The 25,684-nt window shown below is 45.6% G+C and carries 25 protein-coding genes; 1 reads left to right on the forward strand and 24 read right to left on the reverse strand.

From position 1 onward, the window contains the following. Positions 1-144: 144 nt before the first annotated feature. The 12 genes from guaA to A7D23_RS01165 form a co-directional block, all read right to left on the reverse strand. On the reverse strand, positions 145-1,677 hold the full coding sequence (guaA, locus tag A7D23_RS01110; protein ID WP_068882917.1) for a glutamine-hydrolyzing GMP synthase: 1,533 nt from the start codon (positions 1,675-1,677) through the stop codon (positions 145-147). 86 nt (positions 1,678-1,763) lie between these two features. Beyond that, a complete protein-coding gene (hpt, locus tag A7D23_RS01115; protein WP_068882919.1) occupies positions 1,764-2,303 on the reverse strand; it encodes a hypoxanthine phosphoribosyltransferase in 540 nt (179 codons plus the stop codon). Positions 2,304-2,430: 127 nt separating this feature from the next. Continuing rightward, positions 2,431-3,096, reverse strand: a complete 666-nt coding sequence (locus A7D23_RS01120; protein ID WP_019225301.1) for a hypothetical protein — start codon at positions 3,094-3,096, stop codon at positions 2,431-2,433. Between the two features lie 128 nt (positions 3,097-3,224). Further along, positions 3,225-3,539, reverse strand: coding sequence for a YmaF family protein (locus tag A7D23_RS01125; protein WP_019225300.1), 315 nt, complete (start codon positions 3,537-3,539; stop codon positions 3,225-3,227). An 829-nt stretch (positions 3,540-4,368) separates the two neighbouring features. Next, entirely contained in the window at positions 4,369-6,003 is a 1,635-nt protein-coding gene (groL, locus tag A7D23_RS01130) for a chaperonin GroEL (RefSeq protein WP_019225298.1), read from the reverse strand. Positions 6,004-6,076: 73 nt separating this feature from the next. After that, on the reverse strand, positions 6,077-6,361 hold the full coding sequence (gene groES, locus A7D23_RS01135) for a co-chaperone GroES (protein WP_015043663.1): 285 nt from the start codon (positions 6,359-6,361) through the stop codon (positions 6,077-6,079). Between the two features lie 262 nt (positions 6,362-6,623). Next, on the reverse strand, positions 6,624-6,959 hold the full coding sequence (locus A7D23_RS01140; RefSeq protein WP_019225297.1) for a P-II family nitrogen regulator: 336 nt from the start codon (positions 6,957-6,959) through the stop codon (positions 6,624-6,626). Between the two features lie 18 nt (positions 6,960-6,977). After that, positions 6,978-7,589: a molybdenum cofactor guanylyltransferase gene (locus A7D23_RS01145; protein ID WP_025206041.1), complete on the reverse strand. Its 612-nt coding sequence runs from the start codon at positions 7,587-7,589 to the stop codon at positions 6,978-6,980. A 207-nt stretch (positions 7,590-7,796) separates the two neighbouring features. Then, positions 7,797-10,256, reverse strand: coding sequence for a CoA-disulfide reductase (locus tag A7D23_RS01150; protein WP_019225295.1), 2,460 nt, complete (start codon positions 10,254-10,256; stop codon positions 7,797-7,799). 88 nt (positions 10,257-10,344) lie between these two features. After that, a complete protein-coding gene (locus A7D23_RS01155) occupies positions 10,345-10,635 on the reverse strand; it encodes a metalloregulator ArsR/SmtB family transcription factor (protein WP_019225294.1) in 291 nt (96 codons plus the stop codon). Between the two features lie 181 nt (positions 10,636-10,816). Next, positions 10,817-11,656, reverse strand: coding sequence for a DegV family protein (locus A7D23_RS01160; protein ID WP_019225293.1), 840 nt, complete (start codon positions 11,654-11,656; stop codon positions 10,817-10,819). A 36-nt stretch (positions 11,657-11,692) separates the two neighbouring features. Further along, positions 11,693-12,151, reverse strand: a complete 459-nt coding sequence (locus A7D23_RS01165; RefSeq protein ID WP_025206042.1) for a winged helix DNA-binding protein — start codon at positions 12,149-12,151, stop codon at positions 11,693-11,695. 220 nt (positions 12,152-12,371) lie between these two features. On the opposite strand from A7D23_RS01165, the gene A7D23_RS01170 reads away from it, so the two are divergent. Then, complete coding sequence (locus A7D23_RS01170) at positions 12,372-12,569, forward strand: hypothetical protein (protein WP_015043670.1); 198 nt, start codon at positions 12,372-12,374, stop codon at positions 12,567-12,569. Between the two features lie 155 nt (positions 12,570-12,724). Here A7D23_RS01170 and A7D23_RS01175 read toward each other — a convergent pair whose 3' ends face one another. The 12 genes from A7D23_RS01175 to A7D23_RS01235 all read right to left on the reverse strand — a co-directional run bounded on the left by A7D23_RS01175 (position 12,725) and on the right by A7D23_RS01235 (position 25,682). Beyond that, complete coding sequence (locus A7D23_RS01175) at positions 12,725-12,946, reverse strand: hypothetical protein (RefSeq protein ID WP_025206043.1); 222 nt, start codon at positions 12,944-12,946, stop codon at positions 12,725-12,727. 236 nt (positions 12,947-13,182) lie between these two features. Further along, positions 13,183-14,268, reverse strand: a complete 1,086-nt coding sequence (locus tag A7D23_RS01180) for a hypothetical protein (protein ID WP_019225290.1) — start codon at positions 14,266-14,268, stop codon at positions 13,183-13,185. Between the two features lie 62 nt (positions 14,269-14,330). Next, on the reverse strand, positions 14,331-15,167 hold the full coding sequence (locus A7D23_RS01185) for an NYN domain-containing protein (protein WP_019225289.1): 837 nt from the start codon (positions 15,165-15,167) through the stop codon (positions 14,331-14,333). A gap of 244 nt (positions 15,168-15,411) precedes the next feature. After that, a complete protein-coding gene (fdhF, locus tag A7D23_RS15450) occupies positions 15,412-18,087 on the reverse strand; it encodes a formate dehydrogenase subunit alpha (protein ID WP_083221838.1) in 2,676 nt (891 codons plus the stop codon). A 115-nt stretch (positions 18,088-18,202) separates the two neighbouring features. Beyond that, positions 18,203-20,149, reverse strand: coding sequence for an NADH-quinone oxidoreductase subunit NuoF (gene nuoF, locus A7D23_RS01200; RefSeq protein WP_019225288.1), 1,947 nt, complete (start codon positions 20,147-20,149; stop codon positions 18,203-18,205). Between the two features lie 13 nt (positions 20,150-20,162). Then, positions 20,163-20,660 (reverse strand): NADH-quinone oxidoreductase subunit NuoE, encoded by a 498-nt coding sequence (nuoE, locus tag A7D23_RS01205; RefSeq protein ID WP_019225287.1) that lies wholly within the window; start codon positions 20,658-20,660, stop codon positions 20,163-20,165. Positions 20,661-20,700: 40 nt separating this feature from the next. Continuing rightward, positions 20,701-21,276 carry a 5-formyltetrahydrofolate cyclo-ligase gene (locus A7D23_RS01210; protein WP_019225286.1) on the reverse strand — a complete coding sequence of 192 codons (576 nt, stop codon included), beginning with the start codon at positions 21,274-21,276 and terminating at the stop codon, positions 20,701-20,703. 345 nt (positions 21,277-21,621) lie between these two features. Further along, positions 21,622-22,641, reverse strand: a complete 1,020-nt coding sequence (gene tsaD / locus A7D23_RS01215) for a tRNA (adenosine(37)-N6)-threonylcarbamoyltransferase complex transferase subunit TsaD (RefSeq protein ID WP_019225285.1) — start codon at positions 22,639-22,641, stop codon at positions 21,622-21,624. 32 nt (positions 22,642-22,673) lie between these two features. Beyond that, the gene (gene rimI, locus A7D23_RS01220) at positions 22,674-23,159 is read right to left on the reverse strand and encodes a ribosomal protein S18-alanine N-acetyltransferase (RefSeq protein WP_019225284.1); all 486 of its coding nucleotides are present in this window, start codon (positions 23,157-23,159) and stop codon (positions 22,674-22,676) included. Between the two features lie 73 nt (positions 23,160-23,232). Then, positions 23,233-23,943, reverse strand: coding sequence for a tRNA (adenosine(37)-N6)-threonylcarbamoyltransferase complex dimerization subunit type 1 TsaB (gene tsaB, locus A7D23_RS01225; protein WP_019225283.1), 711 nt, complete (start codon positions 23,941-23,943; stop codon positions 23,233-23,235). A 72-nt stretch (positions 23,944-24,015) separates the two neighbouring features. Next, on the reverse strand, positions 24,016-24,441 hold the full coding sequence (gene tsaE / locus A7D23_RS01230) for a tRNA (adenosine(37)-N6)-threonylcarbamoyltransferase complex ATPase subunit type 1 TsaE (RefSeq protein WP_019225282.1): 426 nt from the start codon (positions 24,439-24,441) through the stop codon (positions 24,016-24,018). 17 nt (positions 24,442-24,458) lie between these two features. Beyond that, positions 24,459-25,682, reverse strand: coding sequence for an amidohydrolase (locus A7D23_RS01235; RefSeq protein WP_019225281.1), 1,224 nt, complete (start codon positions 25,680-25,682; stop codon positions 24,459-24,461). Between the last annotated feature and the right edge of the window lie 2 nt (positions 25,683-25,684).

Genomic DNA, 25,684 nt, shown 5'->3' on the forward strand with positions numbered 1-25,684 from the left:
GGCTGCTTAGTTGCACTTAGATATACCAGAAAATAATTATACTTTCTGATATACCCATAAAACCGACCTTGTTAAGCGTTTAGACTGGTTGTTTCAATATTAATATGCCATGGCTTACTGATATGCCTATAGGCTTATCAGTTTCTATTCCCACTCAATCGTTCCGGGGGGTTTAGAGGTAATGTCATAAACCACGCGGTTCACACCGTGGACTTCATTGACGATCCTGTTTGAGATGACTTCGAGCAGTTCGTACGGCAGCTTTGCCCAGTCGGCCGTCATCGCATCGTCACTCGTGACCGCCCTTAAGACGATGGGATAACCGTACGTGCGTCCATCTCCCATCACGCCGACACTACGGATAGAGGGCAACACCGCAAAGTATTGCCATACCTCCATGTGGAGTCCGGCTTTAATAATCTCTTCCCTGACAATTGCATCCGCTTCTCTTAAATAATCCAGCTTTTCCGGCGTGATTTCGCCGATGATACGGATTGCAAGCCCCGGTCCTGGGAATGGCTGGCGCCAGACAATCTCTTCCGGCAAGCCAAGTTCCAGTCCGACTTCCCGGACTTCATCCTTGAAAAGCATCCGTAAAGGTTCGATCAGTTCAAACTGCATATCTTCAGGCAGCCCGCCAACATTGTGGTGCGTTTTAATGGTTTCAGCTGTTTCGGTGCCGCTTTCTACAATATCCGGATAAAGCGTACCCTGTACCAGAAAATCAATCTGGCCTAACTTACGGGCTTCATCTTCGAACAGCCTGATGAATTCATTGCCAATCCGTTTGCGTTTTTCTTCCGGTTCGGAAATTCCTTTCACCTTAGCCATAAAACGTTCCGAAGCATCGACAAAATCCAGATTCAGGTGAAACTTTCCAATAAACGTATCCTTGACCTGCTCCGATTCATTCTTGCGCATAAATCCATGATCGACATAAATACAGGTTAGCTGATCCCCGATCGCTCTATAAACAAGTACTGCGGCGACAGAAGAATCGACCCCGCCGCTTAACGCGCATAAGACCTTTTTATCTCCGACTCTCTTCCTGATCTCCTGTACCTGGGATTCAATAAAGGATTCCATGGTCCAGTTGCCTTGGCAGCCGCATACCCTGTACAGGAAGTTTTCAAGCATTGCCTGTCCTTCCGGGGTATGTTTGACTTCCGGATGAAATTGAACGCCATAAAAGTTCTTTTCCGGACAGTAGATTCCCGCAACCGGCGTATTGGCAGTAAAGGCAGCCCGGATGAAACCGGCAGGCAGTTCCAGCACTGAGTCCCCATGACTCATCCAACACTGACGAGCACCTTTGAGTCCGTGCCAGACCCCTTCATTATATTCAATCGTGATTTCTGTTTTCCCATATTCATGGGCCTGCGGTCTCTCCACACGTCCGCCTAGCTGTACGGTCATCAGCTGCATGCCATAACAGATACCGAGGATCGGTACCCCCAGTTCATAGATTGCCTGGTCAATGAAAGGCGCGCCCTCCTGATTGACACTGGCAGGACCTCCCGAGAAAATGATTCCTTTCGGGGCCATGGCTTTAATCTTCTCTACAGGGGTCTTATATGAAATCATCTCTGAATATACTTTTGCTTCTCTGACCCGGCGCGCAATCAGCTGATTATACTGTCCACCAAAGTCAAGAACCAACACCAGTTCACGTTCCACTTGCATCATCCTTTCAACATTTCAGTACTGAGACTTATGATATGATTTTCTTAACTGGCAGTAAAATGGAGTAATCTCTTTTGATATCATTTCTCATAAACCTCGGGCTTCAAAACGCCAATATACGTGAGGTTCCTGTACATTTCGTCATAATCAAGCCCATAGCCGACTGCAAACTCATTTGGTATCACAAAGCCATTGTAATCAGGCTGAATATCGACCTGTCTCCGCTCCGGCTTGTCCAGAAGCGTGACAATCTTCAGGCTTAAGGGTTGTCTCCCGAGAAGGTTTTCCTTCAAGTATTTCAGCGTAAGCCCTGTATCAACAATATCCTCAACAATCAGGACGTGTTTGTCTTCGACACTGGTTTCCAGATCCTTCAGTAGTCTGACGGCTCCTGAAGAACGGTTGGAGCTCCCATAGCTTGAAACGGCCATAAAATCATATCTCAACGGAATTCTTATTTGCCGGATCAAATCTGCAAAAAAAGGCACAGCCCCTTTAAAAATACCAATGGTCAGAAGATCCTTGCCAAAATATTCGTTGGTAATCTGTTCACCCAGTTCGGCCACCCTTTTTTTTAGCTGTTCCTCGGTTATCAGCACCTTCGCAATCTTTCTTTCCATTCCTACCACTCCATTAAGCTATTACCACTGAATTATATCACAAGTTGAACAGGATAAAAAAGAAGATACTGCAAAAACTGCATTCGAACAGCGTTTTTGCAGTACCTTCTTTTATGAAGCCAGACATTTACTCTGCCGTTTCAGGCGGCTGGATTGAAATCTTTCTTCCGATATCCTTAAATTCCAGGATCAGGGTCATCGGTTCTCCGGTTTCTTTGTTTTGCGCTCTCACTTCAACCTGCGTTACAGTTTTGGTGCTTCTGGTGATATAGAGCGTGTACTCAAAACCGGTCCATAGAGTTTCCATCATCTGATTCTGTACACTTGGTTTTAGCGTGCATACCCAGCATTTCTTGCTGTTTAGTTCTTTCTCTCCTTTAAGCATCACCTCACCGATCTCTTTCAACTGCAGACTGGCCAAAGGGTTAAGCTCCACCAGAAAGACTTTTTGGGCAACTGATACATCGCTGAATTTTACCCACGCTTTGCTGAAAGGGTCCTTGTTGTAGAGAACATCACCCACCTTAATCATTTCAACTTTGCTTCCCGCCAGCTGACCCTGAATCTGAATGTTTTCACCGCTCTTATAGCCGGTAATCCTCGTCAGTAACCGCGCTTTGCCATCCACTGTCTGCTGCTGCGTTAAAGCATAAGAAAATGAATTGGCTTTGTTCAGGTTTTCCAGGCCCAAGATAACCAGCTGCTGCGGATCGGGCTGACGCATTATGGTAATCATTCCTCCAATGACGAACAAAAAAATGATGATGGAACCGACAATGATTTTCTTTTTCATACCTTGCCCTCCTGGCGGAGTTCTTACTTAATATTATGACCGGCTAAATCAAGGTATTACTGGTAATTCCTGTTTGGGCTGAATTATCGATTATACGATTGCCTATTGGCAAATCCGAAATCAATGGATCAAAAGCCGGGAGTCGCCATATCCACACCGGAAATTCGATGTCGGTGGCCGTTGTCTACGGTCGTGTAGAAATCCCAATTATGCGCATGCCATCCATTCTTCAGCGGAATTGAAGGGCTCGAAACAGCTTTGTAGTAATGCGTATGTCCATGCTCATACAAAACGAAATTTTCTGAATGATGAACATGACTATCACCGGTTGAAATAGCTATTCCCGAAATATCCAAGCATTGATGAGAATGCCCGTAATCGCAGGATGTATGCGTTGAACTTCCATGATTATGGTTTGGCGGGCTTTTCGCAGTTTGCACCATAAAAGATAACCTCCTCTTTCTATAAAATATTTTCAGAGGAGATTTTTTGAGCATATTCTATTCTTCCATCTTTAACCAAATAAGTATTTAAGGTGCCATCCCGCTTTTTATATGACTAAATTAGTAGGCCAAGTTCCTCTGCAAAGTTTTTTTGCGAGGAAAGATATTTGGCCATTCCTAACCTGTCCCCGAAAACAACGGAGATACCCAAAGACGTTCACCGAACTCTCTAAAAAGACCATCCATCTCGGACAGTCTACTTAATTCTTAAGACAAACATTTTAAGTCTAAACTTGTATAACTAGCATATATACTACTACAAATATATTTAGAATAATAAATTTCCAAAGGTAAAGCAACCAATTCTTCTTGAGAGGAGGAATTGGACTATGACAAAACTCTATCAGACAATGATGATCATTTTTGGTTCCTGTTCCCTTCTTGTAAGCCTGATCGCTTTGATTATCCAAATAATTAAACTATGTATTTAATTAAAAACTTGCCTAGATCTAGCCTTATGTGTAAAAAGTAGCCGCCTACAAATTGAACTACTTTTTACACCAAGCAATATGGTTGCTTTGCCCATCTATAAGGGAAATTCCTTATAGATTTTTTGTTCACAATTTTATTTTATGAGATTGATTAACCATTTATGATAAGACAAAAAAAAGAAAGAGGCTTCCCAAAAGTTCAGCAAACTAATGAGAAACCTCTAACCGAAGGATTTATTATAACCCCTATACCAGGAGATTATTTTTATCACCTTCACGCTACCCCGTAGGGGATATTTTTTATCAGCGCATGATATATCAATGGGTTTGGTCTTTTCCTACATCATGCCGCCCATTCCGCCCATGCCACCCATGCCGCCCATGGCAGCTGCTGGATTTTCTTTCTCAGGCAGGTCGCAAACGAGGCACTCTGTGGTTAAGAGCATAGCGGAGATCGAAGCTGCGTGCTGCAGAGCCGAACGGGTTACTTTCGCCGGGTCAACGATACCGGCTGCAATCATATCCTCATAAACTTCAGTCATCGCGTTGAAGCCTACGCCTCTAGAGCTGTTGCGGACTTTTTCCACAACGACGGAACCTTCGAGACCAGCATTATTAGCAATCTGTCTGACAGGCTCTTCCAGTGCTTTACGGATAATAGCCACTCCGGTTTTCTGATCGCCGGATACGTCAACGTTATCAAGTGCAGCAATTGCATCAAGATAAGTTGTGCCGCCACCGGCAACAATGCCTTCTTCGACTGCGGCGCGAGTAGCTGCCAGAGCGTCCTCAATGCGCAGTTTCTTTTCTTTCATTTCAGTTTCGGTAGCTGCTCCAACCTGGATGACGGCAACGCCGCCGGCCAGTTTAGCCAGACGTTCCTGGAGTTTTTCTTTGTCATAGTCGGAGGTTGTTTCTTCAATCATTTTCTTGATGGATTCAACACGGGCACTGATAGCCTGTTGGTCGCCGTTGCCATCAACGATGGTCGTTTCTTCCTTGGTTATTTTGACCTGTCGGCAGCGTCCGAGCATATCCAGCGAAGTATTTTCCAGTTTGAGGCCGAGGTCTTCAGTGATGACCTGTCCGCCGGTCAGAACAGCAATGTCTTCGAGCATCGCTTTGCGGCGGTCTCCAAAACCGGGAGCCTTAACGCCTACGGCCGTAAAGGTTCCGCGGAGTTTATTGACAATCAGGGTAGCCATAGCTTCGCCTTCCAGATCTTCAGCGATGATCAGGAGCGGTCTGCCAGCCTGAACTACTTTTTCCAGAACAGGAAGGATATCTGCAATCGCACTGATCTTCTTGTCGGTGATCAGAATGAATGGATCGTTTAAGATAGCTTCCATTTTATCGGTATCGGTGATCATATAGGCGGAAACATACCCACGGTCAAACTGCATTCCTTCAACAACTTCCAGTTCAGTGGTCATGCCTTTGGCTTCTTCAACAGTGATAACACCGTCTTTGCCGACCTTTTCCATAGCCTCGGCAATCAGACTGCCGATCGTTGTATCAGAAGCGGAAATCGAAGCAACCTGAGCTATGGCTTCTTTGCTTTCTACAGTCTTGGCATTTGCTTTAACGTCAGCAACAATCGCTTCTACAGCTTTTTCAATACCGCGTTTGATTTCCATCGGATTAGCGCCGGCAGCAACGTTCTTCAGACCTTCACGAATAATGGCCTGAGCCAGAACGGTCGCTGTGGTCGTGCCGTCACCGGCTACATCGTTTGTCTTGGTAGCAACTTCTTTTACAAGCTGTGCTCCCATATTTTCAAACGGGTCTTCCAGATCAATATCTCTGGCGATCGTCACACCATCATTGGTGATTAGCGGGGAACCAAATTTTTTATCCAAAACAACATTGCGGCCTTTGGGTCCCAATGTAACGCGGACAGCTTCCGCAAGCTTATTGACACCACGCTCCATGGCATGGCGGGCATCTTCGTTAAAAATGATTTGTTTAGCCACCTAAATGTTCCTCCTTTAATTCTATCAAAAAATACTTTGGAATGTTATCTGATAAGTAATACTGGGCTGTTACTTAACCAATGACTGCCTGAATATCGGCTTCTCTTAAAATCAAATATTCGTTTCCGTCATATTTAACTTCTGTGCCGGCATATTTAGAATAAATCACGCGGTCGCCGACGTTAACTTCCATTGGGATTCTTTCCCCTTTTTCAACTTTTCCAGGACCTACGGCAATCACTTCGCCTTCCTGAGGCTTTTCTTTTGCGGTGTCGGGCATAATGATCCCGCTCTTAGTTCTTTCCTCAGACGGGACCGCTTTAATAATTACCCTGTCAGCCAACGGTTTGAGTTTCATAAAATAATTTCCCTCCTTGAAACCTTTATATTTTTATATTTCGCTTTATTGTTAGCACTCAATCAAGATGAGTGCTAATACCTAGGTATAATAATATGCAACGTCTGGTAGTATTGCAACCCCATCCACGCATAACTACGGACGATTAGAATTGATTATCACTTATTTTCTTCATCAATCTTTAAATTGCTATAACGCTTAATAAATACGTTATATAGAATAACCGTAATTTTCCTTATTTATTCATTACTGTTAGCAGATTTTAATCAAGAAAATTTTCTCCGGTACGGATCCGGCGAAAGTCCTCAACAGCGGTCACCCAGATGACGCCGTCGCCAAATTTACCGGTTAGGGCATTCTCCCTGATGGTTTCCTGAACGCTTTCACTTTCCGAATCATTGACAATGATTTCGAGTTTGACTTTGGGCAGCAGCCGGACGGATACTTCCGTTCCGCGGTAAACCTCGGTGATATTCCCTTTCTGCCTTCCCCAGCCAAGTACCTGAGATACGGTAATCCCGCTGATTCCCAAATTACTAAGCGCCTTTTCCACTTGGTCAAGTTTATTGCTGCGAATTACTGCCTCAATCTTTTTCATTCCAGCCTCCCCAAAGCATTATTGGATTTTTTGTAAAATGAGTTCCCACTCCTGAGGCGTATTGACATTCAGGAAACTTTCCTCGATCATTTCCTTCAGCATGCTGCCTTCCATCTCCTCAGAAATATTCACGATCTTATGCCTGCATTCATCAGCAATATCAAATAGACGCAGTTTGTCCTCTTTAATCCGTTTCTCGACAACTTTAAGCACTTTTTTGTGGTAAAAGGCGTGCAGCGGATGTAGTCTGTCCCGAACATACGGGAGAACCAACTTATAATCCTCAATCCGTTCATAAATATAGGCAATGGCTTCACTGTTTAAGAACGGCATATCACAGGCAGCCACGAAGACATAGTCATACTTAGCCACCGGAAGGACGGAATACAGCCCGCCCATCGGCCCTTTACCTTTGATTTGGTCGGCAACCGCCTGATAACCGTATCCAGAATATTGTTCAGGCTCCCTGCAGCTGATAAGGACTTCACTACAGATACTGTCCAGCACTTCCAGATTTCTTTCCAGAAGCGGTTTTCCGCCTATCTCAAGGAATGCCTTGTTCTGGCCCATTCTTTTGCTTTCTCCTCCGGCAAATAGCACTCCTGTGATCTCCAGCTTTTTCTTTTCCACGCCCATCTACCTTCAAACATATTCAGACGTTACTATTTAGACGTGCCCTGCGAAATACCTTCTAATACTTGTAAACCCTAAAATAATTATAATGGTATATCAGGTACTAAGTCTGTACTTAATAATCTACCATATTTTCAGTGGAAATTACATAAATTATTTTCCTCAATAAAGCTGGAAGATCTTAAAAATTAACTATTTTATGTCTTAGAAAAATAGATTCAAGTTTGATTCCTCAGACTTGGCAAGCATTGTGGCAACACCGCCGATTTCTACGCCATCGATCAGTTCTTCCTTCTTGATGCCCATCACATCCATCGACATGGAGCAGGCTACGATCTTAATACCCATTTTCATCGCATTGTGCAGCAGTTCTTCTAAACTATCAACATTTTTCTTTTTCATGACATACTTGATCATTCTCGCACCCATACCACCCATATTCATATTGGAGATAGGCAGTTTTCTTGGTCCGCGGGGCATCATGATGCCAAAGGCTTTCTCCAGGGAATCCTTGCTTACCTTAGGCGCGTCATGTTTCTTAAGAATATTCAGCCCCCAAAATGTGAAAAACATCGTCACTTCTTTACCCATGGATGCCGCACCGGTTGCAATGATAAATGAGGCCAAGGCTTTATCCATATTCTGCTCGAATACAATCAGCGTCGCGCTCTTGGGTTTTTCCTCCACCACAACGTTTACCTGCGGCTGGTCGGCGGGCTTCACGCTTCCTTTGCGCAGATAGGCTTTCAGATAATCCCCGTTTAATTCTGTTTTAAGCAGCGTATTGCCGGTCTTGCTGCACCAGGCCTCAATATCCCTCGCAAAGCCGGGATCCGTAACCAAGATTTCCAGGACCTGGCCTCCTTCTAGGAGTTTCATATTTTCAAATACCTGTTTGATCGGTCCAGGACACTGTAGACCACAACAGTCGATCACTTTATCCGCTGCGATTTTGGCCTCCGGGGATTCGGTAAAAGCTTTTCCGGTATCATCAACTTTTACCGCTCCTTTATCCTTCTTTTCAACCGCCCAGTAAACACTGGTATACGTCCGGAAACCTCCGTCAAGGTTGATCGGGTCATAACCATGCTGTTGAAGGATCCTAGCCGCAATATATCCCCTAAGGCCAATCTGGCACGTCAGGTAAACCGGCTTATCTTTCGGCAACTCCCCAAGCCTCTTTCTGAGCTCCGGAAGCGGGATATTGATTGACCCGTTGATCTTGCCCAGTTCTACTTCTTCAGGTTGCCTGACGTCAACCAAAATGTTTCCAGCAGCGACAATATCGTCGATTTCATGGTATTGAACAGTCTTGACCATATGATCCAGCAAATTGGCCGCGGCATACCCAATCATATTGACCGGGTCTTTCCCTGAGGAATAAGGCGGTGCATAGGCCAATTCCAGATCCTGAAGGTCATAAACCGTTAAATTGCCTTTGATAGCCGTTGCAATTACATCAATTCTCTTTTCTGCACCCTTGCGCCCGACGGCCTGCGCACCAAGTATTTTGCCGTCTTCAGTAAAGACCATCTTCATATCGAGCACTGTCGAACCTGGATAGTATCCGGCATGGGAATTGGGGTGAATATGAATGACCCTATACGGTATTCCCATTTTAGCTGCTGTTTTTTCATTGATGCCCGTGGAAGCGGCCGTCAAATCAAATACTTTGGCAACAGAAGTTCCTAGAGTCCCCCGGTAAGGCTTACGGTTGCCATACAAATTGTCGGCCAGAAGCCTGCCCTGTCTGTTTGCCGGCCAGGCCAGAGGTATGTTTGTCGGAAGTCCTGTGACATAGTTTTTTACTTCAATCGCATCACCGATTGCATAGATGTTTTCATCACTGGTCTGCAGATATCCATTGACCCGGATAGCTCCTCTTTCGCCGGTCTCCAGGCCGGCCTGAACAGCGAGCATGTTTTCCGGACGAACGCCGATAGCCATCACGATCATATCTGCTTCAATCTCCTGGCTGCTCTGAAGATAGACCTTTGATCCTTCAAGCTTCACGACACTGTCCTTAAGAATCATCCTGACACCTTTTTCGCGGAGATGGGTGTGCAGAAGACTCGCTATTTCATAATCCAGTGAGGGCTGTACCTGATCGGTAGCTTCAACCAGATAGACATCAAGGTTACGTTCTTTCAGGTTTTCGGCCATTTCCAGGCCGATAAATCCGCCGCCTACAACGACCGCTGTTTTGGCCTGATTTTGATCAATATAACTGTCAATGGCTTCGGCATCGGGAATTGTTCGAAGCGAGAATACCCTCGGGTTTCCGGTGCTGCCCTCAATCCCCGGAACGATAGGACTCGCTCCGGGCGAAAGAATTAGAATATCATAGCTTTCCTCATAGACGACACCCGTGTCGAGGTTTTTTACCTGGATCTTTTTATCCTGCCGATTAATCGCGATTACTTCTGATTTTGTCCGGATGTCCAGATTGAATCTGTTTGTCATTCCTTTAACGGTCTGGACAAGAAGTTTATCCCGTCCTTTAATCACGCCTCCAATAAAATAGGGCAGTCCGCAATTCGCAAAAGAAATATGTTCCCCTCTTTCGAATATAACAATTTCCGATTTTTCATCGAGTCTTCTTAATCTTGCAGCAGTGGTTGCTCCTCCAGCCACCCCACCGACAATCACAATTTTTTTACGCATTAGATAACGACCTCCTCGACCCTATATTATTTTCAATAATTTATTTTTTAGTTTAATTGGCTTAATATTCAAATTCAAATATTTAGCATCATTCGAAAAACATCAGATGGATCAGCTTTTTCACTAGCGGATTCTGAACCGAGTAAAAAACCTCGAGTCCTTCGCGTCTACCCCTTATGATCCCCTTATTTCTCAACGCAGATAGGTGCTGAGAAATTGTCGACTGCGGAATACTCAGACAATTCTGCATGCTCATTACATTGTTTTCCCCATTTTCCATCAGGCCTTTGACAATGCAAAGCCGGACAGGGTGGGAAAGTACTTTTAATATATCCGCCTTTTCTTCGAAATAAACCAGATTATCCTTATAAGTCAACAAGCAAATCCCCTCCATATTCTTATATTTGAATATTAAGATATATAAATATATTTGTCAATTCTATCATTACCGTTATTCATTCTTTTCTTTCCTCTATCCGTAAATTCTATTTTTGTGATGCTAAAAAACCGCACCTCCTACTGAAGATGCGGGGCGAATCATCATAAACGGGTCTGCTTCCCTATCCGAAACAGCTTATTCCTATGCAGCCTGCGCCAGCGTGAGTTCCAATCACAGGGCCCAGCGAAAATACCACAATTTCTTTTGGCACATATTCTTTGAGAATGATCTGTCTAAATTCCTCCAGACTCTCAGGTGCTGCAGCCTGCGCAATACAAATTCTCTTATTATTTAAATCCACATGGTTGTTTTTTAGGTTCTCCAGAATCCAAAAGAAGGCTTTCTTTCTTCCTCTGGCTTTTCCTACGACAATGACCGCTCCGTCTTTGATAGAAATAATTGGCTTTATACCCAGGATACTGCCGGCAAATGCACTGGTCGCTGATAGTCTTCCGCCTTTTTTCAGATTCTCTAGATTGTCAATAACGCCATAGAATTGAACCTGATCTTTCAGAATCTCAATTGTTTGAACAATATCCTCCGCACTTTTACCTGCAGCAGCCATCTCGGCTGCCTCAACGACCAATAGTCCAAGTCCGAAAGTAGCGCTATTAGAGTCGATTACATAGATTCTGCCCTTATTTATGATCTCCCTGGCCATTACAGCGGAATTATACGTTCCGCTCAGCTTGGAAGAAATAAAAATACCGATGATTTCATCGCCTTGGTCTACATGTTTGGTAAATTCCTCGACAAACTCACCCGGATTCACCTGGGCTGTCGTCGGTAGTTCTTTATGTCTTGCCATTTTGGCATAAAACTCTTCGTTGGTAATATCAACGCCGTCTCTATATTCCTCTTCCCCAAACAGGACTTTCAACGACACGACAATAATGTTATATTTCTCTATCAAATAGCCGGGGAGATCACTTGTACTGTCCGTAATAATTCTAACTGACATTCTTTCCAACCTCCCGTGTCTGTGCAGCTTGCTCTGTTATTTTTCTCTTTTTTTCAAATTGTACTTGACCTTAAAATACCCGTTAATATTTTCGAGAGCCGAGACAAGTACTTCCATTTCCTCATCCGAAAGTCGGGAAATGGTTGTTTGGATCATTTCATCATGAAACCCGGCGTGATGCTTATAAGCCTGTACACCTTTGTCGGTAAGAGAAACTAGCACAATCCGTCGGTCATCATCACTTCTGATCCGGTTCACATAGCCTTTCTGCACAAGGTTGTTAACCGAAAAGGTAAGAGTCCCGATCGTAATATCCAAGTCTCTGGCTACAGAAGACATGTTGCGCTTTGTGAGGCCAATTGCTTCAATTACATGTATTTCTGTAATAGAGAGGTCGCTAAATTCATTCTCCTTAAGGGACAGTTCTTCGATTTGGAGAATGTCGTTGAATAGTTTTACCAGGAGTTCATTTAAAGTCCCATAAAGATTATTCATAAAGCACCACTTACCATCATACTTCTTTGTTTTGACGCTCAAACTAAATTAGTTTTACTATATGTCAGGCCAATGTTTTTGTCAATTCGAAATATATTTTTTAGAAATAATTTTTAAAAAATACCATAAAACCCCTTGGATTATGAACATACCTCAGACAAGCCGAATAATATAAAAAGACAAGTCGATGCTGTGACACAAGAAGAAAGGGGACCATACAATGCTTCAACAGGTTATCCGTACGCAGGAAGTAGATTCGTCAGAGTCTTTCCCTGTCCTCAGATTGATTGGTGCAATTGCTGCCGCTGGTCTGGGGTTATTTTTAGTTGCCTGGCCTTCAATCGTTAACCCAATCGCGATTCTGGCCGGTCTGATCTTGCTGCTTCTCGGAGTCGTCATTTTCCGTTTGAGTTTCTAAAGGGATATGCAGTTTGCGGCTGTCCAAATATTTTTGGGGCAGCCCATGTTCCTCTTATCTTATTAAAGCCCTCTGGGCCCTATCTTCATCTTAAGAGGAGGAATTTCAATGTCATTGCTTTTTGATCAACGGTTGGGCGGCTGTTGCTGTAATCGTTACCCTTTCCCCCCTGGACCACCTTTGCCCCCTATTCCGCCTGTTCCGCCACATCCACCTGTTCCACCGATTCCGCCAGTCCCCCCACCGCCTGTTATTGGTTTTATCCCGGGATTGATAGCCGGAGTTGTTTTAGCAAGTTTATTCCTTATTATTAACTTTTTTATCTTTTCTCCGGTATTAATCATCGCCTTTGTCATCTTGCTTATTGCATTGATCATTTTAGCCCTCAGATAAGCGCAGTTTCGGAATAGGGAACACAAACAGCAACGTCTGGTCTTACGGAGGATTCCTTGCCAGGAACCCTCCTCTTTTAATATACACAAACCATGCCAAAGAAAGTCCATTTCAAAAAGCGCCGGATTTGCGAGCAATTCAATAAATGCCGGTTCATTCGCGGCAGTCAAAAAACTCTGGTATGTACGTCAGGTACAAAACCAGAGTTTGAATAACTGCGCTAGAACTTTACTTGAAGTGTTTCGAGAACCTGATTAATCGGATTAATAATTGTACTTTGATTTGAGCCGGCAAATAGCAGACCTACAGCCCTGTTTCTGTGATCCACAACCAAGGATCCACTGTCGCCCGGTTCAGACATTTTGGAAGCAATGATCTGTTTTTCAAATAACAGAATTCTACCTTCTCCATAATTGACTTTTACTGTTGAATTAATTGCTCTGATTTTGCCAATCGTTAGTCCTGTAGTTCTCCCTGATTTTTTTACCGTCATGCCGGATGCGGCCTCAGTCACACCCGTAACTTTACCGATCTCCAATATTTCCGGACTCACAGCGGCGGCACTTACCGGTTTGGCCACAGCGCAGTCCACGCAATTCGGATTAGGGTAAACATTTAATGCCGCATACCTTGCAAGATAACCGATAGCCTCATTTGAACCATCTATTCCTGCCGGTTGAGTAATTAGATCGTTGATTGAGGCCCGGGCATTGCTCATCATCGATGTGTTCGCCAAGACATGATTATTGGATAAGATCAGGGGCTGGCTGCTTTTTTGATCATAGACTAACGCTCCAAAGGTTCCGGCTCTTCCCTGATAATGACCAATACTGACACCCGGGACTGCAGGTCTGATCAAAGAAGTCCTGCTGACCGCCGAAGAACCTCCCCGTTCTTTAATTAGCCATCTCCAGAGGCTCAGGAAGTCACCAGCATTTATTCTTTCTTTGGTTGTAGCTCTTGCATTAAAATTGGAGGTCAGGTTTTTGTGCAGGGTTTTGGGGAAATTTTTCGCGGGATTCCCCACGAGGTTTCGAAGGAAAACAATGAACCCTTGTGCTGCTGCGCGCCTGCCACTGGCTTCATTGTGAGCAAAAATTTCCCCAATTTCGATGACATCGGTGAGTATATTGTTAATCAAATTTGGTACACATTCATTGTCCCTGAGTTCCGAGCGGGGAATCTTTTTCTCGACAAAAACAAGTAATGCTTCCGTTCCCGTCGGATGACCATTGGTTTCTTTAATCCCGTTACCAAAGCCTATGACTCCGGGCATTGCCAACATTTCTTGCAGCTGATCGTTCATTGGACACCTTTCCTTTTTTCCATATCCTATGAGAAAAAAGGACAATCGGTGACAGGCTTCCGTTACTTCTCAACAATCTCTGAACTCAATCTTGCATAACGGGCTGCAAGCTGTTCTGTCAGATTACTGCCCAGGATTTCTGTGATCAATGGGTTGACCAGGTTTAACAAATAGATCTTGGTCTTTTTGATGACAAGGTTTGGATCACGGAATTCTTTTTCTATCAGGCAGTTCTCCGTCAAAAGGTACTGGATAAAATCTTTGACTTCAGAGGCCGTTCTTCCTAGCTTGGTACTTAAATACGACCGAGCCCTGGTGGAAGCAACATAGGGCAGTCTCATCTGCATCTCAGCAATTAATTCGATTCCTATCGGAAAATCATCAACCGGCATATACTTGGCAGAATCCTTATTGAGAAGATTAAAGAAAACATCCAGACTTTCACAGTAAGGAATCAGCAAGTGATTGATTTTGTCTTTAACACCGATGATTCGGACTTCTTTCCCCCAGGCACGGATTCTTCGGATAATAGGCAGGAAATCGCCATCACTTGTAAATAAAAGAAATAGTTCTGCAGATTTCGGTCTGGTCACCAGAATTTCCTGAACCTCCAGCATCAGTTCCGTATCCGCCGCATTTGCACGGATTTCGGTGTTCACATAGTTATTTTTCCCATAGACATGACGCGTGAAGATGTTTTTCTTTTCAAAGGCAGTTTGGGTCCTCCAGAATTCTTCCTTGTCAAAATTCGCATACAAATAGACGGCTTTTAGATCCACTCCAATATGATCCGCATAGTCCTCCAGGAGCTGAATAAACTCCTCGGGCATCAGCCTGTAGCCGTATTCGTGAAGGCCTTCCCAGATATTTTCGTAATCAACAAATGCTATTGCCTTCAATGAAGATACCCCTTTTGCTCATTGTTCCTCTATCAATATATGTCTGCCTCGGACAAGGAGTGACAGGCTTATGTTTATCAAAAGTCTATGATTTTCTTTCTAGAAAAAATAAAGTCTTCCCTCAGATTTAAACTCTGAAGGAAGACTTTTTTAGTCGGTGACAAATTTTTGTATTTTTTGCCTTTCAAGCATATTCTTTAAATTTACCTTGATGATACAATAATTAGCAACTGCCCGTATTGTTTTACTTCGAAATTCTAACTGCACACACCTTGTATTCGTACGTACCCGAGACCTTATCGCAAGCTGCGTTCGTCAGAACGTTGACCGGGGAGTCCACATAGTGGAACGTCATGAAGATCATTCCGGGCGGAACTTTGTCCGTTACCCTGACCTTTGTATCCACTTCACCCCGGCGTGAGGAGACCCTGACCTTCTCACCGTCACAGACATTTAGGTTCCTGGCATCTTCAGGGTTGACCTCGGCGAATTCTTCTGCCGAATAAGCACTTAACACGTCTGAATAGCGCGTCGAGATGTTATAGTGGCTCAGTTTGCGTCCGGTACTGAGCAGGAAAGGATAATCCTTATCCGGCAGCTCATCCGAAACTCTGGCTTCAATTGGCATAAACAGCCCATTGCCCCGCGTGCAGCCATCCATATGCAGGATTGGAGTACCCGGATGAGTCTCACAGGTAACCGGCCACTGCAGGCCATGCGTTCCGAGACGTTCGTGCGAAATACCCGCGTACTGCGGTGCCAGTGAAGAAACCTCATTCATGATATCTGCCGTCGAATGATAGTTGAAATCAGAACCCATTCTATTGGCAATGGCACTGATAATCTGCCAGTCTGGTTTGGCGCCTTCAGCAGGCTCAACCGCTTTATTGACCATTTGCACGCGGCGTTCGGTATTCGTAAATGTTCCGGTTTTTTCCGCGTAGCTCACGCCGGGAAGCACGACATCGGCCAGTTTGGCTGTCTCGGTAAGGAAGATATCCTGGACAACCAGAAAGTCAAGTGCCTGTAGTCCCTTGCGTACATGGTGGGCATCCGCATCCGTTGAAACCGGGTCCTCACCCATGATATACATTGCTTTCAGCTTCCCTTTAAGAGAGGCTTCAAACATATCCGGGATCATGTACCCTTTGTTCGGGTTTAAAGGTACTCCCCAGACCTTTTCAAATTTGTCTCTTGCTTTTTCGTCTTCCACTTTCTGATATCCCGGGAAGAAGTTCGGCAGCGCGCCCATATCACAGGCTCCCTGGACATTGTTTTGTCCCCGCAGCGGATTGACGCCGGAATTTTCTTTGCCAAGATTGCCGGTCAGCATGGCAAGGTTGGCCAGGGACATCACATTGTCCGTACCGGTGATATGCTCGGTAATGCCCAGTGTATAGAAGATCTGGGCACTTTCGGCTGTAGCATAGATCTCCGCAGCCTGATAAAGAAGTTCCTCCTGAACCCCGGTAACCCTGCTGACATACTCGGGCGTATATTTGGGAAGGATCACCTTCAGTCCTTCATATCCTTCCGTTCTTTTTTCAATAAAGGAACGATCTTCCCATCCCTGATTCAGAATGATATGCATCAGCCCGTTGACCAGCGTGATGTCTGTTCCGGGCCGCAGCCGCATCCAGACTTCGGCGAACCCGGTCAGCTCGATTCCCCTCGGATCGGCCACAATCAGTCTGCAGCCGTTGCGTACTGCCTGCTTAATCTTGCCGCCGATGACGGGATGAGCTTCAGTCGTATTGGAACCGATCACAAAAATAACCTTAGAATGCGGTATTTCACCAATTGAGTTCGTCATAGCTCCCGAGCCAAATGAAGTGGCCAGACCGGCCACAGAGGGAGCGTGTCAGGTCCGGGCGCAATGATCGATGTTATTAGTTCCGATCACTGCGCGCATCAGTTTTTGCATCAGGTAATTGTCTTCATTGATACAGCGTGCTGAGCTTAAAGCACCCAGCGAATCAGGGCCATTTTCGGCCTTGATTGCCGTGAATTTCTCTGCGATAAGATCAAGGGCTTCATCCCAGTCCGCTTCGACCAGTTCACCGTCTTTTCTGATCAACGGAGCTTGCAGGCGGTTCGGACTGTGGATCGTATCATATCCAAACCGTCCTTTCACACACAGTGCCCTGCCATTAACCGGTGCATCGGAACTGGAGGTTACTCCGATCACTTTGCCGTCCTTGACGTTCAGGTCAAAATTGCAACCTGTTCCGCAGTAAGGACACGTGGTCCGAACTTTTTTGATTTCCCAGGGACGTCCTTTGCCGATCATTTGTTTTTCAGTCAGTGCGCCAACCGGACAAACGGCCAGACATGAGCCGCAGAATACACAATCCGAGTCACCGTACGGCAGGTTAAAAGCAGGTGAGACCTGAGTTTCAAAACCGCGTTTGGAATAGTCTAGAACATTATTGACCTGAATCTCGGCACAAGCCCTTACGCATTTGCCGCATAAAATGCATTTATTCATATCCCGAAAAATGAACGGATTGCTGTCGTCCGGGTCAGAGCAGCGTTTCTCTCCCTGAAAAGTATTTCCTTTAACCTGATATTCATAAGCATAACGGGAAAGATCGCAGTTGCCCATCTTTTCGCAGGTTAGGCAGTCAATATCATGGTTCGCTAAAATCAATTCCAGGATAGTTCTGCGGGCTTCCCTAATTTCCGGTGTTGAAGTCCTTACGACCATCCCCTGTTGTACTTCCATCGTACATGCTGTAGCCAGGTTTCGCATGCCTTCTACTTCGACCATGCACAACCTGCAAGCGCCCCAGTTGGTCAGTTCGGGAGCATGGCACAGTGTCGGAACAGAAATCCCGTTTTTCCGGCAAGCTTCCAAAATCGTAGATTTTGCTGAGGCCAATACAGTTTTTCCGTCAATTTGGAGTTGAACCTTTTCCACACTCTCACTCCTTTTTCACTTTTCATCCAAGCAAACAATACAAATCACTCGACATTCAAATAAACGAATACCAGATCAGCCATTCTTAGGCTTATCTGGATAGCCATTTGAAATACTAAGCTAAGCTAATTGCATTAAATTTGCATTTTTTCAGACAAGCCCCGCATTTAATGCATTTCTGCGTATCGATCACATAGGGTGTCTCTTTATCCCCGGTGATGCAGCCGACCGGACAAACTTTGGAACATTGCCCGCAGCGCTTGCATTTTTCATTGTCGACCGTATATTCCATCAGCGCGGTACAGGCATGTGCCGGACACCGTTTCTCAAAGATATGGGCTTCATATTCGTGACGGAAATAGCGCAGTGTCGCGAGCAGCGGATTCGGGGCTGTCTGACCAAGACCACACAGTGATGTCCGTTTGATAACTTTGGCCAGATTTTCCAGCGTATTCAGGTCCTCAGCTTGCCCCTCACCCTTGGTGATCCGAACCAAGATTTCCAGAAGCCGCTTCGTTCCTTCCCGGCAGGGTGTACACTTGCCGCAGGATTCCTTCTGGGTAAAGCTTAAGAAAAAACGGGCAATATCGACCATACATGTTGTATTATCAAGGATAACCAGTCCGCCTGAGCCAACCATTGCTCCTGCGGCGGTCAGATTATCATAGTCGACTTCAATATCCAGCATTTCCTCGGGCAGACAGCCTCCGGAGGGCCCCCCGATCTGAACAGCCTTAAATTGGTTCCCGTCCTTGATCCCGCCACCGATATCAAAGATGATGTCCCTCAGCGTGATCCCCATCGGCACTTCCACCAGGCCGGTGTTATTGACCTTGCCGGTCAGAGCAAATATCTTGGTGCCTTTGCTTTTTTCAGTGCCGAATTGCGTATACCAGTCTGTGCCATTCCGTAAAATATACGGTACATTGGCCCAAGTCTCGACGTTGTTGATATTGGTCGGTTTCCCCCAGAGACCTTTGACGGCAGGGTAAGGAGGCCTGACCGTCGGCATCCCGCGCTTGCCTTCGATGGAAACAATCAGGGCCGTCTCCTCGCCGCAGACAAAAGCGCCTGCACCGGCTTTGATCTTTAGTTTGAAGTTAAATCCGGAATTCAGGATGTTATTGCCCAGTAATCCGTTTTCCTCAGCCTGGGCAATCGCGGTTTTAAGCCTGTCGATCGCGAGCGGATACTCGGCCCGGCAGTAGATATAACCCTCGTCAGCGCCAATCGCGTAAGCTCCGATCAGCATTCCTTCAATCACCGCATGCGGGTCTCCTTCAAGAACGCCCCTGTCCATGAACGCACCGGGGTCTCCCTCATCGGCGTTGCAGATCACATATTTTTTGGTGCCCTCTGACTGGCGGCATAGACTCCATTTAAGCCCTGTCGGAAAACCTGCACCTCCGCGGCCTCTCAATCCTGATTTTTTGACTTCCTCCACAACCTCGTCCGGGCTCATGGTTTGAATCGCTTTGGCCAAACCCTTGTAGCCGTCTTTAGCGAGATAATGGCTGATTTCCTCCGGGTCGATCTTGCCGCAGTTATCAAGGATGATCCGTTTCTGTTTGGCAAATAAATTCACGGTCTCAAAATTTGCCGCGAGTTTCCCCGATACCGGATCCTCGTAAAGAAGTCTTTCAACTTTTTCATCACGTATAATATCTTTTTCGATGATTTCGGAAATGTCCTCCGCTTTAACCTTCGTATAAAAAGTCTTGTCCGGTTCAATGATCACGGTTGGCCCTTGTTCGCAAAAACCATGACAGCCCGTAGAGCGGACGTCAGCCGTATGAATGCCCCTTTCAGCCAATCCTTCCCTGAGTAGATCGATTAATGTCTGGGAACCCGAAGAAAAGCATCCTGTTCCATTGCAGACCAGAACCTGCTTATTTTTTCTGTCTGGTTCCAGGATCAAAGACATCAGTTTCTGCCTCTGCTGTTTGCAGGAAACATCGTCATGGCACAACGGCCCTTCCGCCCTGCATTGAACATAATCGGAACAGGGAGTGGATGCTGTATGATGACATTTTTCACAACACGGGTTCGCTAAAACCTTCATCGTTTCCCCTCCCTTATTTAAATCTTTTCAGAATATCCGACACCAGGCCGGAATTCATATTCCCAAAAACCTGACCGTTGATGGTCATGACAGGAGCCAGGCCACAGGCTCCAATACAAGCAACGGTTTCCAACGTGAATCTTTGATCAGCGGTAGTCTCTCCGGCAACAATTGCGAGTTCACGTTCAATCTCAGAAAGTACTTTCTGAGCGCCCCTGACGTGACAGGCCGTTCCCATACAAACCCGGATCAAATTACGGCCTGTTGGTTTCAGTCTGAACTGAGCATAGAAAGTAACGACGCCAAATACTTTTGCCTCAGGAATCTTCAGTCCTTTGGCAATGGCCCGCATGACGGCCTCAGGAAGATAACCATACACTTCCTGAGCTTCCTGGAGAACCGGAATAAGAGCACCATCATGACCCTGATAAGCAGAGAGGATCTCATTCAGCCTGTGTTGGTTGGAATCAGCAAATACTGCCTCTTGTTTGGAGTCACAACACTTACACATATTCACTCTCCTTAAATTGTCATAATCTTCGCAAATATGATTATGGAACATAGATTACACCATTTTCTGTAAGCAGTAAAGACATTTTAAAATCGTGATCGTCTGCTGCAATTTTTTCAACCAGCTGACAATCGTACGCCAAACCGACGATGCAGACGTCTTTCCTTAATTGAGGCAGAAAACGGTCATAAAAGCCTTTGCCAAAACCAATCCTTTCGCCTTGCCTGTCGAATACGACACCCGGAACTAGAATCAGATCAATTTCTTCTGGGGATACCGGATGCAAGCGGTCGGGACGCGGCTCTCTGATCCCAAAATTCCCTGACTGCACATCATTTTTAACATTTCTGATCTCACACGGAATGATGGTTTCCCCCTGACATAACGGAATGATCAGCTTTTTTCGTGCTTTGAGCGTTTCTTCGGCAACCTCGGTAGTTTCTGCTTCATCCCAATAATTTAAGTACATCATAATTATCTCAGCGTTCTGATAATCTGGCAAAGACATTATATTCCTCTGAATCCGATCATTTTTTTGCCTACGTTCATCAGCTGTCATGACCCTCCTGATTTGAAGAACTTTTTTTCGAAATAAATCTTTTTCTTTTTCGTTCACGTTCTGCTTCCTCCTGGTCATATGTCTGCATTATAGAGCAAAATTAATCAAATTTTCGACATTAATCACTTCTAAAATTGCAATTTCCTAACAATGATGTTCGTTTAGCATTTTTCTCCTAAGAAATTATCCCCATCCGCAGTAGCCAAAGAACAAGTTTTTTCATGGTTTATCCACATTATCCACAATCGTTGTGGATAAATATTGCATCCTATGTTTTTCTAATACCTATTCTTTTTTGTCGATTTTTTTACCATAATAAATAAAAAATATAAAGTTTTTGATAATTTTGATAATTATTAATGAATAATTGAATATAAACTGATGTAACTGCGTCCTCCAATTTTACAGATTTAAGCCAGGAACTGCATTTAACTTCCATGAAGCATAATCATCATTCATAAAGCGATAATAACCGGCCAGTGCAATCATCGCACCATTGTCGGTACAGTATATCGGCGAAGGATAAACAAAAGAGATCCCGCGGTGATCCAGTTCCTGCTGCAGCGCTTGCCGCAAATTGCTGTTTGCTGCAACCCCGCCGGCCAGGGCCAAGGTCTTAACCGGATATTTTTCCAAGGCCCGGAGGGTTTTCTGCACAAGCACCTCCACAACGGCAGCCTGGAAAGAAGCTGCCAGGTCGGCAGTATTCAAAACTTCGCCCTTCATCCGGGCACTGTTTAAGGTATTAAGAACTGAGGACTTTAACCCGCTGAAACTAAAATCAAAGCTCCCGGTCTCCAGCATCGCTCTGGGAAAATCAAAAGCTGCTGCGTTTCCTTCGAAAGCAGCTTTCTGGATATTCGGACCGCCCGGATATCCAAATCCGAGCGCCCGGGCTACTTTGTCAAAGGCTTCCCCGGCAGCATCATCCCTGGTTCTGCCGATCACTTCATAGTCTAGATGCCCCCTAAAAATAATCAGATTGGTATGTCCGCCGGATGCCAAAAGCGCCAGCAGCGGGAAACGTAAGTCCGGATGCTCCAAGAAATTGGCATAAACATGCCCCTCCAGATGGTTGACGCCGATTAAAGGAATGTCTGCTGCATAGGCCATGGCTTTGGCAGCAGATACTCCCACCAGGAGAGACCCTACCAGCCCCGGGCCGTACGTCACTGCAACCGCAGAAAGATCTTTGAATCCCATACCTGCTTGTCCGAGGGCCTCTGCAACTACCTGGCTGATATGCAGACAGTGTTCCCGTGATGCTATTTCCGGGACAACGCCGCCATACTTTTGATGGGTCCCAATCTGAGATGAGATGATGTGGCTTTTTAAATCCGTGCCGTTGGCTAGGACTGCCGCCGACGTCTCATCACAACTCGTTTCAATACCTAAAATTATTACATTCTTGTTATTGTCCACAATACTCCTCCAACGAGACCAGTTAAGTTCTACTAGAGACTGGCCCACATAATCAGTGCATCCTCCTGGTTGTCGGAATAGTACCCTTTGCGTACTCCGGCGGCCTTAAAACCTAATTTCTCATACAGATTCCGCGCCGCCTGATTGGATACCCGGACTTCCAGTGTAAACCGCAGCACGCCTTTGGCAATCATCTGATAAATCACGTTTTTCATAAGGTATTCACCCCAGCCCTTACCGCGGCATCCTGGCCAGATTGCAACATTTGTAATATGGCCCTCTCCCATGACGATCCAAAGCCCTATATAGCCAATAACCTTGTGATCCAGCTCTAGGCAAAAATAATTGGCTAAAACATTATTTTTCAGTTCTGATGTAAAGGACTCCGTTGTCCATGGCGTGGCAAACGATACTTCCTCAATCGCCACAATGGATGGGATATCCTCAAGCTGCATAGGACGAACGATAACCTCCGCCTCAGGTTCCCTATTCTGTTCGGCCTGACCTCTTTTTAACATTTTTATCACCTGAATATCAGTATTCTTTTTAATGATGGTTCAGAATTATAGTATGTTGAGAATACCAATATGACTACTGCATTATACCTTGTTTCTTAAGATAATTGGTTTCAGCTTCTGAGAGACGAATATAAATGGGTTCCAGGGCCTGAAAATTCCCGTCAAAGCATCTTGCCTTCCACTGTTCCCAAACCTCACATGCTGCATAGGCTCCTCTGGGCAGGTACTGGTATTCGGACAGCAGAACGGCCTGGCTGCCGAGTTGTTCCTCCAGAAATTGTCTGGCTCCGGTAACCGCATCCCCAACAAAAAAACAAGGTTTTTGAAGTTCCTTCAACTTCACTGTGAGCGCCTCCGGCGTAACAGCCTTCGGCCCGTCCAGGCACTCTCTACCTTCCCGCCAAATATAGCGGGCATAATACCATTCATTTTTACGGGCGTCAAGGATCACAACGGTTTCTTCCGGCCTGCCCTTTCCGGCCCAGGCTAGCGTATCCAACGAAGTAATTCCGACCAAAGGGATATTAAGGACCTGTGCAAGTCCCTGGGCTGTGGCGATTCCGATCCTGATGCCGGTAAATGACCCCGGACCCCGAACTGCTCCGATAAAATCAAGATCCATGGGTTTCCAGTCGGCAGCATTCAGCAGCTGATCCAGCATCGGGATTAGTCTTTCAGAATGGGTTTTTCCAGTGTTCAGAAATCCCTCTCCGACCAGCCTGCCATCCTGACCCAGGGCCAGTGCAGTCATCTTTGTCGTTGTATCGATTGTCAGATATTTCATAAGCCTCACTGCTCTTAATTATTTTTTCTTAGGACCACAGATTTATTCTAAAGCTTTTTAGCAAGTATGATGTCAAAAATTGAGCATAATTAAACGGGTTTGGTCACCGCTTCCCTGAATTCTGATTTCGAGTCTGTCTTCCGGCAGTAAATCCACAATGATTTCCGGCCATTCCAGCAAACAGACACAGTCATCCCGGAAATAATCGGCAACACCAATGATTTCTGCTTCTTCCGGGTAGCGGAGCCTGTATAAATCCATATGAATTAGTTTCAGTCCATCAATTTTAGTGCTATATTCCTGAATCAGGGTAAATGTCGGACTTGTCATGGTGTCTGTAACCCCGAGTCCTTCACCGAGCCCTTTGGCCAGGACGGTTTTGCCCGAGCCCAGATCTCCATAAAGACAGATGACCGTGCCTTCCCGGATACTTTGTCCGAGCTGTTTCCCGAGAAGAAAGGTCTCCTCAGAACTTCCCGATTCAATCAGCCGTTCCATATTTTCACGCTCCCGTCTCACTCGGGCTTTACGATCAGACCGTTGATCAGTACTGTATGGGGCGTGGCCTCAAAATTGAGCGGTTTGCCCTCCCATACGACAATATCTGCATCTTTTCCTACTTCCAAAGATCCGACTCTGTCAGCTACTCCGAGTATTTCAGCCGGCCAGATCGTGATTGCTTTCAGCGCGTCTTCTTCCTCAAGTCCGTTGCGGACAGCCATCGCTGCACACAGCGGCAGATGCTCGATAGGGGTGACGGAATGATCAGTGATGATCGCTATTTTAAGTCCCGCTTTGTTCAATACTCCCGGCGTGCTGAATGTTTTATCTTTAAGCTCTACTTTAGCCCTGTTTGTGAAAGAAGGACCGACAGCCGCTGGATAGCCATACTGCTGAAGAACATCGGCAATTTTATGCCCTTCAGTACAGTGATCCAGAACAAGGTCCACGTCAAACTCGCGGGCTATACGGATAGCAGTCATGATATCATCTGTCCTGTGGGCATGCGCTCTGAGCGGTATTTTTTTGTCCAGTACAAGATTGATGGTTTCGAGTCCAAGGTCCCGTTCAGGAAGTTTGTCCAAATCCTTTTGGCCTTGTTCCAGTTTCTCCCGATAGTTTTGAGCATCTACCAACGCCTGCCGGAGCAAGGCTGCGGTTCCCATCCGCGTCATCGGCATTTTTTTCTGTTCTCCGTATACAAATTTGGGGTTTTCACCGAACGCAATCTTGAGTCCTGCAGGATCTCTCAGAATCATTTCTTCGACCACACGGCCCGCCGTTTTGACAACAACACCTGTACCCCCAATGACATTTGCGCTTCCGGGGCAGGTAAACGCAGCGGTGACTCCTCCGAGCCGTGCATCCCTGAAGCCTTCATCTTCAGGATGGATTCCGTCAATCGCGCGAAGTTCCGGGGTCAGGGGATCCGTCATTTCATTCAGATCGTCACCTTCATGCTGATAGATTTCTTCTCCAATCCCGACGTGGCAGTGCGCATCAATGAAACCAGGCAAAACCCATTTTCCCCTGGCAGACACAATATGTACCGGCTCTTCTGTACTTAGGCCGAACATTTCTCTGAACGCACTTTCTTCGTCTTCATCTACCTCCGCAGCCGAATGCTTCATAATTTTTGCGATTTTACTGTCTTTGACCAAAATACTCCCTGTAAATTCGGGTTCTCCGGTCATCGGCTTGATATTTCCGCCGGCAATAATGATCTGTTGATTGCTCATAT

Source organism: Dehalobacter sp. TeCB1 (genome assembly GCF_001707455.1).
Taxonomy (GTDB): Bacteria; Bacillota; Desulfitobacteriia; order Desulfitobacteriales; family Syntrophobotulaceae; genus Dehalobacter; species Dehalobacter restrictus.

What these genes read in the sequence shown, in the direction of transcription:
- A7D23_RS01150 (WP_019225295.1), bottom strand. Translation starts at nt 10,256, where the DNA reads ATGCGTAAAAAAATTGTGATTGTCGGTGGGGTGGCTGGAGGAGCAACC.
- tsaE (WP_019225282.1), bottom strand. Translation starts at nt 24,441, where the DNA reads ATGGAACGGCTGATTGAATCGGGAAGTTCTGAGGAGACCTTTCTTCTC.
- tsaB (WP_019225283.1), bottom strand. Translation starts at nt 23,943, where the DNA reads ATGAAATATCTGACAATCGATACAACGACAAAGATGACTGCACTGGCC.
- A7D23_RS01175 (WP_025206043.1), bottom strand. Translation starts at nt 12,946, where the DNA reads ATGATCAATGCAATAAGCAAGATGACAAAGGCGATGATTAATACCGGA.
- groES (WP_015043663.1), bottom strand. Translation starts at nt 6,361, where the DNA reads ATGAAACTCAAACCGTTGGCTGACAGGGTAATTATTAAAGCGGTCCCG.
- A7D23_RS01235 (WP_019225281.1), bottom strand. Translation starts at nt 25,682, where the DNA reads ATGAGCAATCAACAGATCATTATTGCCGGCGGAAATATCAAGCCGATG.
- A7D23_RS01165 (WP_025206042.1), bottom strand. Translation starts at nt 12,151, where the DNA reads ATGAATAATCTTTATGGGACTTTAAATGAACTCCTGGTAAAACTATTC.
- A7D23_RS01140 (WP_019225297.1), bottom strand. Translation starts at nt 6,959, where the DNA reads ATGAAAAAGATTGAGGCAGTAATTCGCAGCAATAAACTTGACCAAGTG.
- nuoE (WP_019225287.1), bottom strand. Translation starts at nt 20,660, where the DNA reads ATGTGTAAGTGTTGTGACTCCAAACAAGAGGCAGTATTTGCTGATTCC.
- A7D23_RS01160 (WP_019225293.1), bottom strand. Translation starts at nt 11,656, where the DNA reads ATGTCAGTTAGAATTATTACGGACAGTACAAGTGATCTCCCCGGCTAT.
- hpt (WP_068882919.1), bottom strand. Translation starts at nt 2,303, where the DNA reads ATGGAAAGAAAGATTGCGAAGGTGCTGATAACCGAGGAACAGCTAAAA.
- A7D23_RS01120 (WP_019225301.1), bottom strand. Translation starts at nt 3,096, where the DNA reads ATGAAAAAGAAAATCATTGTCGGTTCCATCATCATTTTTTTGTTCGTC.
- A7D23_RS01180 (WP_019225290.1), bottom strand. Translation starts at nt 14,268, where the DNA reads ATGAACGATCAGCTGCAAGAAATGTTGGCAATGCCCGGAGTCATAGGC.
- nuoF (WP_019225288.1), bottom strand. Translation starts at nt 20,149, where the DNA reads ATGAAGGTTTTAGCGAACCCGTGTTGTGAAAAATGTCATCATACAGCA.
- A7D23_RS01125 (WP_019225300.1), bottom strand. Translation starts at nt 3,539, where the DNA reads ATGGTGCAAACTGCGAAAAGCCCGCCAAACCATAATCATGGAAGTTCA.
- A7D23_RS01170 (WP_015043670.1), top strand. Translation starts at nt 12,372, where the DNA reads ATGCTTCAACAGGTTATCCGTACGCAGGAAGTAGATTCGTCAGAGTCT.
- rimI (WP_019225284.1), bottom strand. Translation starts at nt 23,159, where the DNA reads ATGTTAAAAAGAGGTCAGGCCGAACAGAATAGGGAACCTGAGGCGGAG.